The 16,604-nt window shown below is 48.9% G+C and carries 10 protein-coding genes; 4 read left to right on the top strand and 6 right to left on the bottom strand.

The features are described from left to right. Positions 1 to 14 precede the first annotated feature (14 nt). From mutS to lysA, 3 genes are read left to right on the top strand one after another with little or no spacing between them, the layout of a single operon-like run. Positions 15 to 2,675 (top strand): DNA mismatch repair protein MutS, encoded by a 2,661-nt coding sequence (gene mutS, locus B5D23_RS07040; protein ID WP_078684933.1) that lies wholly within the window; start codon positions 15 to 17, stop codon positions 2,673 to 2,675. Beyond that, entirely contained in the window at positions 2,672 to 3,103 is a 432-nt protein-coding gene (locus tag B5D23_RS07035; RefSeq protein ID WP_078684714.1) for a hypothetical protein, read from the top strand. Before mutS ends, B5D23_RS07035 begins: the two co-directional genes overlap by 4 nt. 33 nt (positions 3,104 to 3,136) lie before the next feature. Then, on the top strand, positions 3,137 to 4,381 hold the full coding sequence (gene lysA, locus B5D23_RS07030; protein WP_078684713.1) for a diaminopimelate decarboxylase: 1,245 nt from the start codon (positions 3,137 to 3,139) through the stop codon (positions 4,379 to 4,381). Positions 4,382 to 4,849: 468 nt separating this feature from the next. Here the strand turns inward: lysA and B5D23_RS07020 are convergent, their stop codons facing one another. From B5D23_RS07020 to B5D23_RS07005, 3 genes are all read right to left on the bottom strand, one after another. Continuing rightward, positions 4,850 to 6,226: an aminopeptidase P family protein gene (locus B5D23_RS07020; RefSeq protein WP_078684711.1), complete on the bottom strand. Its 1,377-nt coding sequence runs from the start codon at positions 6,224 to 6,226 to the stop codon at positions 4,850 to 4,852. Between the two features lie 553 nt (positions 6,227 to 6,779). After that, entirely contained in the window at positions 6,780 to 7,247 is a 468-nt protein-coding gene (ybaK, locus tag B5D23_RS07010) for a Cys-tRNA(Pro) deacylase (RefSeq protein WP_078684709.1), read from the bottom strand. A gap of 172 nt (positions 7,248 to 7,419) precedes the next feature. Beyond that, on the bottom strand, positions 7,420 to 8,040 hold the full coding sequence (locus B5D23_RS07005) for a LysE/ArgO family amino acid transporter (protein ID WP_078684708.1): 621 nt from the start codon (positions 8,038 to 8,040) through the stop codon (positions 7,420 to 7,422). A 114-nt stretch (positions 8,041 to 8,154) separates the two neighbouring features. Here B5D23_RS07005 and B5D23_RS07000 point away from each other — a divergent pair, with 114 nt between their 5' ends. Beyond that, on the top strand, positions 8,155 to 9,048 hold the full coding sequence (locus B5D23_RS07000; RefSeq protein WP_078684707.1) for a LysR family transcriptional regulator ArgP: 894 nt from the start codon (positions 8,155 to 8,157) through the stop codon (positions 9,046 to 9,048). Positions 9,049 to 10,378: 1,330 nt separating this feature from the next. Here B5D23_RS07000 and B5D23_RS06995 read toward each other — a convergent pair. From B5D23_RS06995 to B5D23_RS06985, 3 genes are all read right to left on the bottom strand, one after another. Then, positions 10,379 to 10,651, bottom strand: coding sequence for an RNA-binding regulator (locus tag B5D23_RS06995; protein WP_078684706.1), 273 nt, complete (start codon positions 10,649 to 10,651; stop codon positions 10,379 to 10,381). A 361-nt stretch (positions 10,652 to 11,012) separates the two neighbouring features. Continuing rightward, positions 11,013 to 15,581: a glutamate synthase-related protein gene (locus B5D23_RS06990; RefSeq protein ID WP_078684705.1), complete on the bottom strand. Its 4,569-nt coding sequence runs from the start codon at positions 15,579 to 15,581 to the stop codon at positions 11,013 to 11,015. Between the two features lie 270 nt (positions 15,582 to 15,851). Further along, complete coding sequence (locus B5D23_RS06985; protein WP_078684704.1) at positions 15,852 to 16,598, bottom strand: thermonuclease family protein; 747 nt, start codon at positions 16,596 to 16,598, stop codon at positions 15,852 to 15,854. Between the last annotated feature and the right edge of the window lie 6 nt (positions 16,599 to 16,604).

Raw genomic sequence — 16,604 nt, 5'->3', positions numbered from 1 at the left:
CGAAACTGACTCCCATGCTTGAACAGTATTTGCGCATCAAGGAAGAAAATCCGGGTGCGCTTCTGTTCTATCGTATGGGCGATTTTTACGAGCTGTTTTTTGAAGACGCAGAGGTCGCGGCCCGCGACCTCCAAATTGCTTTAACCACCCGCAATCCCAAGGCAGAAAACCCTGTCCCGATGTGCGGAATCCCTCATCACGCCCGCGACAACTATCTTCCGAAGCTTTTGGAGATGGGACACAGCGTGGCCATCTGCGATCAGGTGGAAGACCCCAAACAGGCCAAAGGGCTTGTAAAGCGTGAAGTCACCCGCATCCTGACCCCCGGAACAGTCGTTGAAGACTCCAGCCTCACTGCAAAAGATCACAACTATCTTGCCGCCCTCTTCTATGATTCCAAAAAGAACGCTGGCGGTCTTGCGTGGGTTGATTTCTCTACGGGTGAATGGACAGGTATTCAGGCAAAACGTGAGGAAGAACTGTGGCAGTGGATGCAGAAGGTCAATCCCAGTGAAATCCTGCTGCCTCGCGAGCACTCCGTTCCCAAGCGCTTTGCAGACATGGAACCCAAAGTTCACTACCAGCCTATTCCGTCATTTTTCGATCTGTCGGGTTCTGTGCGCCGCCTTTGCGAAGCTCAGGACGTTGCCGATCTGAAAGCCCTTGAGCTGGCTGACAAGCCACAGCTCACGCAGGCATGCGGCGCACTGCTTTCATACCTGCGGCTAACTCAAAAACGCGACCTCAAACACCTGAGTCCCTTCAAGCCGCTTCACCTTGGCAAGCATCTTATTCTTGATGAAGTCACAGAGCGCAACCTTGAAATTTTCCGTCGTCTTGATGGCGGCAGGGGCCGCGGCACTCTGTGGTCTGTATTAGATAGAACTCTGACGCCTATGGGAGGCCGTCTGCTTGCGGAACGCCTCCAGCGCCCATGGAAGGACCTCGCCCCTATTCGCAAGTCTCAGGAAGCAGTCAGCTTTTTCGTTAAGCATGAAGATATGCGTGAAGAGCTTCGGGACGAGCTTGATAAGGTCTATGACCTTGAGCGTCTTTCCACCCGTATTTTCTTGAATCGAGCGACTCCAAAAGACTTTTTGGCCCTGCGCAACTCTCTTGAAGTCTTGCCGGATATTGCGGCCTGTCTGGACCGCAGCATTCAGGAAACAGATGAAGCACCAAGAGCGCTCGAACAGCTTTTTAAAGGATGGGATAGTCTTGCAGACTGGGCTCAACTCCTTATCAAAGCCCTTGCGGACAATCCGCCCCATCAGATCACAGAGGGCGGTCTCTTTCGGTATGGCTACAACCCAGACCTTGATGAGCTGCTCGAGCTGACAGAGCACGGCGAAGCTCGACTTCAGGATTTGCTTGAAGCCGAGAAGAAAGAATCTGGTATTGAAAAAATCAAGCTCGGATTCAACAAGGTTTTTGGTTATTTCCTGGAAGTTCCCAAGAGCCTTGCAGAGAAAGTCCCCTACCACTTTACGCGTAAGCAAACGCTCGTAAACAGCGAGCGCTACATCACACCGGATCTCAAGGAGCTTGAGGGAAAGCTTCTCTCTGCCTCGGACAAGCGCAAAGAGTTGGAATACACCCTCTTTAATGAGCTTCGTCAGCGCATAGCAGAATCCCGCCACCGTTTTATTGACATGGCCGGACGTCTTGCTGCTCTTGATTTTTGGCAAGGACTTGCAGAAGCCGCGGTCCAGAGTGACTGGACCTGCCCTGAGCTTCATGATGGCCTTGAGCTGGACATTGTTGCCGGACGCCACCCCGTCGTGGAAGCCGTACAGGGAAGTGCGAACTATATTCCTAATGACGTGCACCTTGATGAGCACAAGCGTCTTCTTTTGATTACAGGCCCGAACATGGCCGGTAAATCGACAGTCCTACGTCAGGCCGCCATTATCACCATTATGGCGCAGATTGGGTCATTTGTTCCGGCTAGAAAAGCAAAAATTGGCCTTGCTGACCGTATTTTCTCCCGGGTTGGTGCCTCCGACAATCTTGCTCAGGGGCAGTCGACATTTATGGTAGAAATGATGGAAACAGCCCGTATTTTGCGGCAAGCCAACAGCCGAAGCCTTGTCATCCTTGATGAAATTGGCCGAGGGACATCGACCTTTGATGGTCTGGCTCTGGCCTGGGCTGTTGTCGAGGAACTGTGTGCACGAGGAAAAGGCGGCGTACGCACCCTGTTTGCCACGCACTATCACGAGCTGACTGTGCTGGAAACAACTCTGCCGCAGGTCTCAAACTACAATATCGCGGTAAAGGAATACAAAGGCGACATTGTCTTTTTACGCCGCCTTGTTCCCGGTCCCTCGGACCGCAGCTATGGTATTGAGGTTGCTAAACTCGCAGGCGTGCCGCGGCCCGTTGTTTCCCGTGCAAAGGAAATTTTGAAAGACCTTGAACAGCGTGCTAAAAAGAATGGAAAGAATCAGCCCGTCTCAGCTCCTGCGACGCAGTCGGTTCTTTTGCCCGGCTTTATGAACAAAGCCGATGAGCCTATACTGACCGAAGAACAGCCTCCTGCGCTCTCTCCAGAAATGGAGCAGCTGGTAGGTGAGCTGGATGCTTTGGACATTAACAGACTTTCCCCTATTGAAGCCCTGAATATCCTTCATAAATGGAAATCTATGGATCTCAAAAAGGACACACTTTCATGATGAGCACACGACGTAACGCCCTTTTCGTTCTCTTTGCCCTTCTCTTCAGCACGCTTTGTCTTGCTGGCTGTGGCAAAAAAGTTTGGCCAGAAGCTGTGATTCAGGAAGACACCTTTGCTTTTAGCAATGTCAAAGGCACTCTCGTTAACGGGCAGCTTACTGTTACCGCAGACATTACAGGCAGCACCTCAAACGTGAAGCGTGTCTGGCTGGAACTGACAAACGACGCAGACTGCCCCGGTTGTCCCTTTAAGGTCTCCAAACGTTTTGAATTCATTCCAGGCACATCAGGGATTACCTTGAACAAAGGCGCCTTGACGATTGTTCAGGGCGACCTGGGTGACGGCCCGTTTATGTGGCGTCTCTACGGTGACAACGCACAGCAGAGCATTGAAGGAGTCGCCTCAGACGCGCTTGTTGCGCCGTAAGCATAAATACAAACATCCGCCGGGAGGCGAGCCATGCATTTTTTCGAGTACAGGGAAAATCAACTGTTTGCAGAGCAGGTGCCCGTCACAACGCTCGCAAAAGAATATGGCACCCCACTCTATGTGTACTCAGCCAAGACGCTCAAGCGGCATTTCAATGCCTATGATTCTGCATTTTCTGAGCTGAACCACATGACGTGTTATTCCGTCAAAGCAAATTCGAACATTCATGTTTTGAAACTGCTTGGGAGCATGGGTGCTGGTATGGACATCGTCTCCGGCGGAGAACTTTACCGCGCCCTCAAGGCCGGTATATCTCCTCAGAAAATAGTCTATTCCGGTGTTGGAAAACGCCCGGAAGAGATTGCACAAGCCCTCGAAGCCGACATTCTTATGTTCAATGTCGAGTCTGTACAGGAGCTTGAACGCATTAACGACATGGCCCTGCGCATGGGCAAAGTCGCCCGCATCTCCCTTCGTATTAATCCAGACGTCGATCCCAAGACTCATCCTTACATCTCTACGGGGATGGAGAAAAACAAGTTTGGCATTGATATGAAGACTTCTTTTTCTCTCTACAAGAAAGCCAAGGATTTTTCTGGAATTCAGCCTATTGGCATTGACTGCCACATCGGTTCTCAGCTCACGACTGTTGAGCCGTTTTTAGAAGCGCTCGACAAGATACTCGAATTTTACAACGAGTTATGTTCCTGGGGACTATGCATTGAATATTTAGATCTTGGAGGCGGTCTTGGGATTACCTATGAAGAAGAGAAACCGCCCCACCCCAAGGAATTTGGAGAACTTTTGACCTCACGGCTCAAGGGCATTCCTCTCAAGCTTATTCTTGAGCCAGGACGCAGCATTGCCGGGAATGCCGGTATTCTTGTCACGGAAGTCATTTACACCAAGGACACGCCAAGCAAGCATTTTCTTATTGTAGATGCAGCAATGAACGACCTTGTTAGGCCTTCCCTTTATGGCTCCTATCATCGTATTGCTGAGGTTTTGCCCCAAGGGCGCCCTCTTCAATCATATGATATTGTTGGGCCTATTTGTGAGTCAGGTGACTTTCTCGCCCGAGATCGTGAGTTAGCTCAGTGTGAATCAGGAGAGCTTTTAGCGTGTTTTTCTGCAGGAGCCTACGGCTTTACCATGAGTTCCAACTACAACTCTCGTCCACGCGCCTGTGAGCTTTTAGTCGACGGGGCCAATGTTCATTGTATTCGCAGGCGTGAGTCATATCAGGACTTGATCGCGCTTGAGGAAAAAGAATAGTTTAAAGGGATTGTTATGGTTGGGACTGTCTCTCCTTAGGTTACGAGACTCCGTCTCGTGCTCTGCAAGGGGCGCCGCCCCTTGACCCTGCCCAAGGACGAGGCCCTTGGGAATCCCGATTTCGCCCGAAAAAAAGGGGCCGGATGAGTGAAAGCCTTTGGCTTTCCCCTTCATCCGGCCCCTTTTTTTCGGCCTAATTAACTGGGTGTGTGTTCTTTTTCTTTGCGCTCCAGTCCTTTCTTTCTGAACGCTTGCGTTCAGAAAGAAACTCTCGACGTTATTTTCATCAAGTTTGAATTTCATTCACGCGAAGCGTGGATGGAATTCAAACTCGTTGAGGATACGTAAGGGAATCATTCCCTTACGCGGGGGGTTGGGGGCTGGCCCCCAACCTTCTTTATAGAGCGCAGAATTCAAGCAAATTATCGCTAACGATAATTTGCTTGAATTACTTTTCCACAAAAGAACCTACTTAAATGACTCAATATCGTGAATACTCTTTGGAATAATTTCACCAAGAATTCTTGAGCTATTTTTCGTTATAAGGACATCGTCTTCAACGCGCATCCCACCAAAGTCCTTAAAATCACCTAGCTGATTATAATCGATATACTGCTCAAATTTTCGCTCATCATACCAACGAGAAATCAACTCAGGAATAAAATATAACCCAGGCTCAACCGTAACAACATGCCCCGGCTGGAGCTTTCGAGCCATCCGTAAAGCTGATAAGCCAAAAATCGTTGACCGTTTTCTTTCATCGCCATAGCCAACAAGATCCTCTCCGTAATTTTCCATGTCATGAACATCAAGACCAAGCATATGCCCAAGCCCATGAGGCATAAACAGCGCAAAAGCCCCCTTCTGAACCGCTTCTTGAACGTCGCCTTTCATTAAGCCAAGCTCTTTAAGTCCCTCGGCCATTCGGGTGCATGTTTGCAGATGCAAATCCCAATAGCTCACGCCGGGGGCACAGCTTTCACAGGCAAATGTCTGAGCATCATACAAGATGGAATATAACGCCTTCTGACGCTCATCAAAGCGACGATTCACCGGATACGTCCGAGTAATATCAGAAGCGTAATGCTCTTGAGATTCTGCCCCTGAATCAATCAGCAGCATATCCCCCTTCCTAAGGATATTCGCATGGCCGTGGTTATGGAGCGTTTCTCCGTGAACGGAAAGAATCGGCCGAAAAGAAGGAAGACTTCCGTGCCGTGCAAGAATACCAGTGATAGCCCCTACGATTTCTTGTTCGGGTACATTTTCATTACACAAGCGTAAAATTTCCGAATACATTTCAAGCGAAATTTTATTAGCGTATTCAATTTCCAGTACTTCTTCGCTTGATTTAACTGAGCGGTGCTTAATTATTTCTTTTTTAATACATGTCGAGCATTTTTCTGATTGATTCTTATAATTCAGTATCTGCTTAACTCGCAAATTATTTTCTTCTCTATACGAATCAACCCAATGAATCTCACGCCCTGCGCGTTGCTGTTTTTCAATATATGTTTTTAGCTCAGAATGACTTCCAGAAAAATCTCCTAAAATTGCCTCCTGCCGCTCTTTTAGAGAAGGAACTGGACCTGTCCATATGATTTCATCTAAAGTCGCGTCATGCCCCCAAAGAGCGCTTTCCCCAGTGTCCAAATCTATCGTGCCACACAAATCAGGCAGGCTATGCCCAAAGTAATATAAAAACGTGCTGTCCTGACGAAATGGATAACAATTGTCTCGGTAATTCATCGGTGCTTCAGAGTTCCCCACAAACAACGCAACACCTCGAATATCACCTTTCGCCAGCACCTCCCGGCGCTTTGCATAAATTTCAGGAGCAAACATTTTACCCTTCCTTAACTGTATTTATTGGAAACCCAACACTTCGACCTTCACCTTATAAAGTCAAGAGGCGTGTGTTTTATTGGGGGTGGGTGGAGGTACGAGACTCCTTCTCGTGCTCTGCAAGGGGCGCTGCCCCTTGACCCCGCCCAAGGACAAGGCCCTTGGGAATCCCGATTTCGTCCAAAATTAAAGGGCCAGATGTGTGAAAGCCGTTGGCTTTCCCTTACATCCGGCCCTTTAATTTTGGCCTAGTGGGCGTTTCCATAACGCGTGTTCTTTTGCCTTTTTCTGCCGCACTTATTTTCTTTCTGAACGCGAGCGTTCAGAAAGAAAATGGTGGCAACTCGCAGAAGAGAAAGAGCTTCTTTACGCCATTCTCACCAAAGTTTGAATTTCATTCACGCGAAGCGTGGATGGAATTCAAACTCGTTGAGGATACGTAAGGGAATCATTCCCTTACGCGGGGGTTTGGGGGCAGGCCCCCAATTTTCCCCTACCCGCCCATCCAGCGCTACCGTGCTGGGGCTGGCCCCGGTTCTCTCTCCCTCTGGCCCTACGCAATAATATTTTCGAAACGGGCACGGACGAGCTGCGCGAGATCAGCTGGAGCCAGTTCCATCTGAAGTCCTCTGCGGCCTGCGCTGACATAAATAGCGTCAAACTGCTGCGCAGAGCTGTCGATTAACGTCGGGAGCAACTTCTTCTGCCCCACAGGGCTTACCCCACCAAGCACATAACCCGTTGTTTTCTGAACATGATTTTTTTCAGCCATAGCGGCTTTCTTTGCTTTGAAGGCTTTCGCAACAGCCTTCAGGCTTAACATGTGAGAGACGGGAAGAATTGCAACGGCAAGTTTTTTGCCATCTAAGGCAACGACAAGAGTTTTAAAAACCTGATCTGCGGGAAGTCCAAGTTTGCTAGCGGCCTCGTCGCCAAAAGATTCCGCACTGGCATCGTGCTCATATTCATGAAGAACGTATGGAATTTTTGCTCTTTTCAAAGCTTTGATAGCAGGAGTCATATCTTCGTCCAATTCATAAAATTAAGTGAATACAAAAAGGCTTCGTAAAAAAAGAAGCGGCTAGCGTCATACGCAATTATCATCCACGAATCAATTTGGACACAATTGGAACAAAAAAGCCCCTGAATATTCAGAGGCAAAAAAAGAGGAAAACGAAAACTTCTTGTAACAACTAAAAAAGGGCAACCTGCTTGTACACAAGCGAACCGCCAATAGACCACATTATGGCACAGGTGGTCAGATCAAGCACCTTCCATGAACGAGCACTCTGGAAAAAAGGGCGTAAAAGACGAGCACCAAAACTTAACGAAAGAAACCATACTGTTGATGCTGTGAGTGCTCCTGCGCCAAAAAGATAACGCCCATCCCCTGGGAACTGCCCACCAATTGAACCAAGCAAAACAACCGTATCGAGATACGCCTGAGGATTCAAAAAGGTTACAGCCGAAGCCGTTAGAAGAACGACTTTGAGTGATTGCCGTGAGTCCTCAGTTGCAACAAGTGTTTTGTCCGAAAAAGCAGCGCGAAACGAACCAAGCCCATACCAAAAAAGAAAAAGCGCCCCACCCCATGCGGCGAAACTCGCAAGCCCCTGATGCTGGGTGATAAGCGTTCCAAGCCCTGAAATTCCAAGACTGATTAAAAGCGCATCTGCTAAAATACAAAAAGTTGCAATCTGCAGCGGATAGTTCTTCTGAAGCCCCTGAGAAAGAACAAAGGCATTCTGCGCACCAATGGCAATAATGAGACCGGCACCAGTTCCGATTCCCTGAATAAATGGAGAAATAAGCATGACACACCTTGATATGACGTATTTTTCTTGACTGGGTAAAAATTACGCGAGAATGTATCATTAGTAAAAATCATTTATTTTATGATCTATAAATTTGAATTATAGGAGAAGAGGATGCTTGATTATCGCTTGCTGGAAGCGCTGGCAGTCGTTGTAAAAGAACAAGGTTTTGAAAAGGCAGCTCGAGTTTTGCACGTGAGCCAGCCAGCAGTTTCCCAACGAATCAAGCTTCTTGAAGAAAACATGGGGCAGGCGCTGCTTATTCGTGGAAACCCAGTATCGCCAACCTTGGCAGGGCAAAAGCTCCTCTGCCATTATGAACAGGTCAGACTCCTTGAAGAAGAAACAATAAAAGGGATTACCCCTGATCTCTCAGAAGGACCCGCAAAAATATCGTTGGGTGTTCACGCGGATAGCCTCGCAACATGGCTTTTGGAGGCACTGGCGCCAATAGCCAACACACAGCGAGTTCTGTTTGATTTAGTCATGGACGACCAAGAGCAGACACATGTTCTGCTCAAACGCGGTGAAGTTGTGGCCTGTATTGGGACTCATGAAACGCCTATTCAGGGCGGTCGCTCAGACTTTTTGGGAGTCATGCGCTATATCCTCGTGGCTACTCCTGATTTTGCACAGCGCTGGTTTCCTCACGGCGTGACAAAAACGGCCCTTCGCGTTGCACCGGCTGTTATTTTTAATAACAAAGATGAACTCCATAGCCGTTTTTTGGAAAAATTCTTCGACCTTGGCCCCGGTGATTTTCCATTCCATGTCATGCCCTCCTCTGAGGCCTTTGTCGAAGCGGCCCACCGAGGCATGGCATATACGCTTGTGCCAGAACTCCAGGTAAAAAAACAGCTCGCAGACGGCACTTTGATCCAGATTGCATCCCCATATTGTCTGGAACTTCGTTTATACTGGCTGACTTGGGGCCTTCAGGTTCAAATTGTTCAAAACATTTCTCAAGAAATTTTGCGCTATGCTCATCAAATCTTGCCACAAGAGTGATTAAATTGGTCTGATCATAAACAAAATTGAAACTTCAACGGGTAAACCAAGAAGCACTTTCTGTAATTTTATGAAGCAAATGGGACGAATCTTGGTAAAAGACTCTACCTCGTCTGTAAGACTAAAAAAATTAGTATATCGCTTTGCCTAAAAAAGATTTTTCCTAACAGCTAAGCCTTCCGCTTATTTCTCTTTTGTCTCCCCCTTTTGTTTATAACGAAGCAGGAGAGTATGCCTGCTCCAGAGTTTTTTGTATTTTTGGTAATGTTGGGTGGGTTTTAGCTATTTTGAGTGAGGATATTGGTATTTGCTATATATAATTATGTAAACTTTATAAAAAGAACAAAAAATTAAGCCATTACTCTGCCTTGCCAATCCCATTTTTTTCCTTTGCAAACACGTTTGCATGCCGACTCTTTCCCTTCTAGAGTTAAAAACAGCATCGAGCCTGCATCTCCTGACGTAACATAGCAAACTTCCCCTCTTCATTTCTTTGCGTATTCTCTTGAATTTTCATCTTTTCAGAAAGACTTTGCTTCTCTACTTCGCCCTAACTGAAACGTTTATTATCCCTCGTATTCCTAAAAAAATTCTCCTCTCCCCTCTTTTTTAGTTTTTAAAGCCTCTTTATTTGATTATGTAAACTTCAAAATATATTTAACTCTTTCTTCCCTGTCTAAATCTTGCCCTACTTCGTGATTATGTAAACTTTAAATTTCAAAAAATTTTTGCTTTTTCGTGGATCTTCCACAAAATCTACAAGACTCTTCTCTTCTTAAAAAATTCTGGCACTTACACGCCCCCCCCTACTCTCCTAAACTTCTTCAATGCCCTGTACAACGCCCCTCACGTATATGTCTTCCACCGTAGAAGGACCATCACCGTTCAAGCAGACAAAATCGTCTCGAAGGCTTCACTTTTTTCTTCATAAAATTTCGCCGTAGAACTTCTCTTGATCTTCTGTCAGCCCCCAACGCACAACCAGCTACCGGAAAAGAATCTCAAACAGACCTCCTACGCCTAAAAAAACACCGCTCACATCCCTCAAGCCTATGCATTGCCTTGTTGATTCCCCTTCGGAGACACATGCTCTCAAATGGCACTGTGAAAGACGAGGTCGTGTCGAAATGCGCCGTTGTGAGACACAATATGGTCAGCTTAGGGTTAAGGCCTAATTTATCTTGCGCTATGTCAGACGGCTCTTGTTTTCGAATTTTTTTTTTAGTGGCTTCGCGCCTTCAACGAACTCACATCCACAAAAAAATCCCGCCAAAGTGGCGGGATAAAAAAACGCCCTCCAAAAGGAGGGCGTCAATTGTGCACGTAAAATTTAGAAGCGTCGAGTGCGAGGACGGCTCGGGCGAGGCTGTGCTTCGTTCACACGAAGAGTACGGCCCATGAAGCTGCTGCCATTGAGAGCTTCGATAGCCTGATCAGCACCCTGCTCTTCCATCTCGACGAAACCGAAACCACGGCTGCGGCCAGTCTCACGATCCATGATTACACGAGCGGACTCAACTTCACCGTAGTCTGCGAAGAGGTCGTTAAGATCTTCGTCAGTTGCACCCCAAGCCAGATTGCCAACATAGATGTTCTTGGACAAAGGAAAACTCCAAAAAAAAGAAAAAAAGTCAAAACTTGCTCATACAGGATGTCTCACATGACAAACCAAGAGCACTGGGCAGAACTTTATCCAAACACATCTTTGGATGCAGGAAGAAGACCGCCTTACGCAAATGCAATTTGCACTTCACCCCAAAATAGCGGTTCGGTCAATGCTTTTTTTAATTTAATTTTAATTATTTTTTTGCCCTGAACATGACTCTCTGCTTTTTTCGAACAAAATATTCTTTGCGGTCGCAAAATTAGTCATAACAGCTGCTTTATTTTTTTCTTTTTAATTCAGAAAAAAGGACCCACAGCACAGCGCATAGTGCTGTATCTGTGAGTCCAGTACGTTCTGTTTACTCTGCTTTAGTCTGCCTAGTGTATGCAGGAACAAGCATTACAAATCGTTTTGCAGCATTCTGGAGCAGCTCCTCTACTGCACACGCCTCTTCATCCTGAAAAGAAGCCCGAAGTTCTTGAATATAACGCTTGAGCAGCTCTTCAATGTCGTTCAGGCCTTCGTCTTCCAGCGGACAAACTGCAACATCTGCACCGGATGCCAGACGAACTTTTATGGACTCTTCTGTAAATCCAAGCTCAGGATACAGACACTGATAGATCACGCCGCCAGTCATACCAGAGCACATCCACGGCCCAGGGTCGCCCAGAACAACAGCCCTGCCGCCTGTCATATACTCAAAGGCAAACCCCTTGAGGTGCGCTCGCGAAGCAAGATTGCCCAGTTCATCATGAATGGGTTCCGTGATGCGGGCACCGAAAATCACATCTGCACCCGAAAAACGGACACAGGCTCGCGAATCCGCGTAATTCTGTACCATCAAGGTGCCACCAATGGCGCCATAGCCAAAACTCTTGCCTGTAGAACCATCAAGGCGAATCCCCTGCCAGTTCGCATCCTTGAAGACGCCGACCTCGCCGCCAAAGCTTGCCTTCGCAGTTCCGTCCTGCGTTCCACCGGTCACAATGCAATCAATGCCAGGGACATTGAATGCGCACAGACCATTACCCGGCACAGAGGAGTCCAGCCGCAGGTCCACGTGCTTGTTTCCGTCATAACTCAAGGCACGGCTCATTGCGCCAGCGAGATAGGTTCCTACAGCCCGGTCAACGCTTCGAACGCCTTGGTCTGTAAACTGGACCTTTTCAACGCCCTCTCCATGAAATGCATTCATGGCAATATCTGAAATCATCTTGGTCAGCGTGTTGAGCGGCTTGCGTGCGGTGCGCAGTTCCTTCCGCTCCTTTGCTGCAAACAGCGGCTCAGGAACAGCGAGGACCTGTCCCAAATCAACGCTCTCAGACAGCGCCAGCTGCTCCAAAAGATCTGTCCGTCCAACGGCATCTGTAACCTTTTTCAGACCAAGCTCAGCCAAAATTGAGCGCATTTCCTCGCCGATGCGTTCAAAAAGTCGGACAAGATTGCCCGTCTCATTGGCAACATCCACAGGAGTAAAGCCCTTAACGCCTCGAGCCTTGGCGTCCTCGACGGTCCGCAGCTGAGTTGAAATGCCTCTTGGGCAACGGTCAAGGTGACAACGCTGGCAGCTAATGCAACCAAGCCCCATGAGAGCCACGGTTCCCATACCAACACGGTTTGCGCCGAGGCAAATCATCTTGAGGACGTCTGCACCTGAGCGCATGCCACCATCGCACCACAGCTCAACGCTCTCGCGCAGGCCAGACTCAACAAGAGCCTGATGCGCCTGAGACACACCAATTTCAGCGGGAAGTCCAACGTACTTCTTGGCGTGCTCACGTGCAGCACCTGTGCCACCGTCAAAGCCGGAAACCGTCACAATGTCTGCACCAGCCTTGGCAACACCCACTGCGATAGTTCCAACGCCACTGGTGACAGGAATCTTTACACTGATTCTTGCCTTTGGGTTGGCGACCTTGAGTTCAGCAATAATCTGCGCAAGGTCCTCAATGGAATAAATGTCGTGGTGGTTGGAGGGAGAAATAAGCGCGATGCCGGGCTTGCAGTGACGGGCACGACCAACCATCTCGGAAACTTTCTGTCCGGGCAGATGGCCGCCCTCACCAGGCTTTGCACCCTGTCCAATTTTGATCTCAAGGAAATCCGCAGAATTCAGGAAATCCATAAAGACACCAAAACGACCAGAGGCAATCTGCTGTCCACGGTTATGACGGTATTTGCCGAGCATATCCGGAATCTCGCCACCCTCACCGTTCATGCTGATGATATTCAGCTCTCTGGCAGCATTGGCATAGGCACGGAAAGAATTTTCTCCCTGTGAGCCAAAGGACATTGCAGAAATCAAAAGCGGCATATCATGATCGCCACATGACAGGTCAACATCGCTCATGGCCAGCGGCGAATGCTCAAGCCCCTTGCGGAAGCCCAAGAGATGACGCAGCGCAACAGGATTCTCCTGCTCTATGTCATGGAGCTTGCCTGCCATTTCCAAATAGCCAGAACGACCCTGTGCGGCAGCACGCAGGACTCGACCAACCTTGATGTTTCTTTTGGGATCTTTCCAAAGTGGAGCCTTGTCATCACCCATAGCGCGTTCAAGCCGGGCCGCAGCCTGTTCTTCGAGACGGGCAAAAGACAAGCCAGACGTCTCAGACGCGCAGAAATTGGGGCACGCAAAGATCTGGGCAAGTTCCTGAGACAGACCCACAGACGAGAAAATACGACCGTAGCCACACAGCTCATGAATGCCCATTGTGGACATAACTTTTTCCATGCCCTTCTGGATGACATCCATGCTCACGCGCACAACGTCCTCAGGAGTTCTCTCCTCAAGGGCATACTCACACGACATGGCCCAGACCATATATGGATTCAGAGCATCGGCTCCAAGCCCCATGAGGAACATCACGTCATGAAGATTACGAATCGCAGCGGAGCGAATAATCACAGAGCAGTTTCGGCGAAGCCCGGCTTCATCCAGCGCCGCAACCAGCGCAGGAAGGACCAGCCCCGGATCAATAAAGACTCTCTCTTCTCGAAAGCTTCGGGAGTCATCAACGAGCAGAAGGACCGCCCCGTTCTCTACGGCTACACATGCTTCCCTGCACAGGGCATCAACACAATCCCTGAGCGTATCCTTTCCTGAGGCAAAGCTGGCATCAAGGACGTGAAGACGTGCAGTGTCTCTATTCTGCGCTGTAAAGAAAGATAAAACATCCTCAAGCGTCTGCGTTCCAAACTCATGCGCAATACGGCGAGAGGTCTCCAGGGGCATCTCCTGCCCCAGATTACCGCCCAGCAAAATAGGCGTCCGCAGCTCCAGACCAATAGCAGAAGGAGCCTTTTCTCCCCAAGCATCAGGACGGTCGCCAAGCGTCACCCGCGTCGTAAAGTGGTCAGCTTCGCGCTCTCGGTCAATTGCCGGGTTGGTCACAACCGCAACATTCTCTTTGAAATACTCGCTAATAACAGGCAAAGACTTTTCATTCAGGCAGGCCAACGGCCCCATATGGCCCATAGAGCCAATCACGGCCCGACCTGTCTTTGCGATCTGCTCCCGCATCTCAATGTCATAGCTCTGCCAGCCAAAGCTCCCCAGCACAGAATTTTTCAAGAAGTCTGCATCTGAATAAGACGCATGCTCTGCACTTAGAAAGTCTTTCAGCTCCAGCTCTCCATTCTGCTGCTGAGGAATATCAGCATACAGGCCATTCAAGGCTGCAAGTGCCTTTTTCCGACCTCGCATCAGCTTTGCCAGACGGCGCTGATAGGCAGTGTACTCAAGCACGACGCCATTGCGGCCGCTTCCTGTAATAATGGCAATCTTTTCACCCGGAGCCAAAGGCTTTGGGTCAGCCGCATTGAATTCGATATCGACCACACCCTTTTCCGAAGACAGGAAGTAGTCATAGTCAGACTCACCGAACCACAGCGGACGAAGTCCAAGGGCATCAACACTGCCCATAACCACATGCCCGTGGCGGGCAATAACAGCGGCCGGACCCTGTGCAGACGGTGGGAAGAACCAGCGGTAGAACGAATACACGTCCTGCAGGTCCTTGCCGTAAGACTCAACCTCGGAATGCACGGAGGGGAAAACCATGGCAAAGGCTTCCATTGCCTCAAAGCCATAAATATTAATCAGACCTTCCAGAATACGGTTCAGGTCCTGAGAATCACTTCCTCCGGGAACAGGTTCAATGCCCAGAGTACGGCCTGTGCTTCGCAGGCGCTCAATTGTATTGATCTCGCCATTATGGCCCAGAAGAGAAAAAGGCTGAGAGCGCTCCACTGTCGGGAGTGTATTTGTAGAATAGCGGCTGTGTCCCAGAGTAATCATAGAACGGGTCAGCGGATTTTGCAGCTCTGGATACACGCGAGGCAGCAGATCCGGCACACCACGCACCTTGTAGACCACGCTGTCACGAGACAGAGAGGCAATGTGCATATCCGGAATAGCGGCTTCGATGTCCATCTGCAGGCGGAAGAGAACGCTGTTAGCATCGCTCAGCAAAGTTTCAGGGACAATACCCGCAACCTGCCAAAAAAGAGGGGCCTCTTGCTGGGCCATGGGACCGAGTTCTCCATCACGGGTCGCGCCAAGCTCTTCATACATCAGCTCAAGGCCAGCTCCGGCAAACAGGGCACGCACAGTGGCAAGATGGGCATCAGCGTCCTGACGAATGGAATGCGGCAACAGCATATGTCCCACAAAAAAACCACGGCTCTCCGCAAGGTGTCGGGACAGGCCAGCTTTTTCAAGTCGGTCGGCCCACAGCTCACGAGGAATATCTGTCATAACGCCGCAGCCATCACCCTCATTATTAATGTCACCAGAACGGTGAGCCATTTTTTTTAGGGCTTCGATTGTTTTAACAATATTGGCGTGGCTTGTTCGCCCTCTTTTATCAATGAAGGCAATAATTGCGCAGGCGTCTTTTTCTTGAGCAATTGGTGCATGTTGCATGCTATGGTACCTCGTGAATGTGGCCACTTTCCATGGTCACTCTCTATTTCAAAAAAAGCGTCAATAATCAAAAACAAGCCACGACACTGGCTCGTTGTGGTTTCGGCAAGTCCCCAAGACATCATGTAATGGGAAAAACAGACTACTTTTTTCAAAACTCAGCGTCAAATAAAAAACAATATTTTTGCCAATTATGGAATTTTTCAATTCACATAATTGTAAAATTACTATATGTGCACAATGTTACACATGAAACAATTCTTCATATTCTCAGAGCTTATATCGACTTTTCATGGCTCTATACAAGACTTTCCGGAGATTCTTCTGTGCTTTTTCCCGCCATGGAGAATACTGCCGCGAAGGACTATACCCTTTAAGCAACGCCTCTCTCAAATTCAAAAAAAGCACCTGATTCCGAGGACTCAGTCGTTTCGCGTGATAACTCCCTTTTGGAAAAGCACGGCGGCTCCGCCTGTTGCCTACCCACGGAGCCTGACTCAGTGGCTTGTCTAAAATATGCGGCCAAAACCCCGCCCCGCCCAAAATCGCCTGATTTTGCGCGTTCCGATATCGAGATTTAATCTGTTGCGGCAAGCCCTTAAACCAATAATAGTAGGCATGCCCCTCCCGCAAAAGCAGCTCATTCACCAGCGTTCCATTTGGCAAGAAAACCTCACCCAGTATTCTATCATACTTGTCGCGGTGTGGTTTGACTGACCGAATCGTCAGCTGCTGCCCCTTGACCAGGTGGCGAAGGCGTTTCTTGGCGGCTTTGGCTCCATACTGCGCAGGCTTTCCATCTTTCCCTGTTTCTGGAGTATCAATTCCGACAAGACGGACCTTCTCACCACTCCGCAGATGGACAGTATCACCATCAGGGATCCATTCCGCCTGAACATTTTTCAGGGTCACCGCCCGCACATAGCGAGCAGCATGCGCAGAAGTGCCCTGCAAAAGAAAACAAACGCAACACAGGGCACAGGCACCGAGCAGTAGCCGAATACTTTTCTTTCTCATCTCACC

Origin of the sequence: Desulfobaculum bizertense DSM 18034, from assembly GCF_900167065.1 — a bacterium.
GTDB lineage: Bacteria > Desulfobacterota > Desulfovibrionia > Desulfovibrionales > Desulfovibrionaceae > Desulfobaculum > Desulfobaculum bizertense.
Note: the sequence above shows the minus strand (reverse complement) of the source record. Positions and strands in the feature narration are given on the sequence as shown.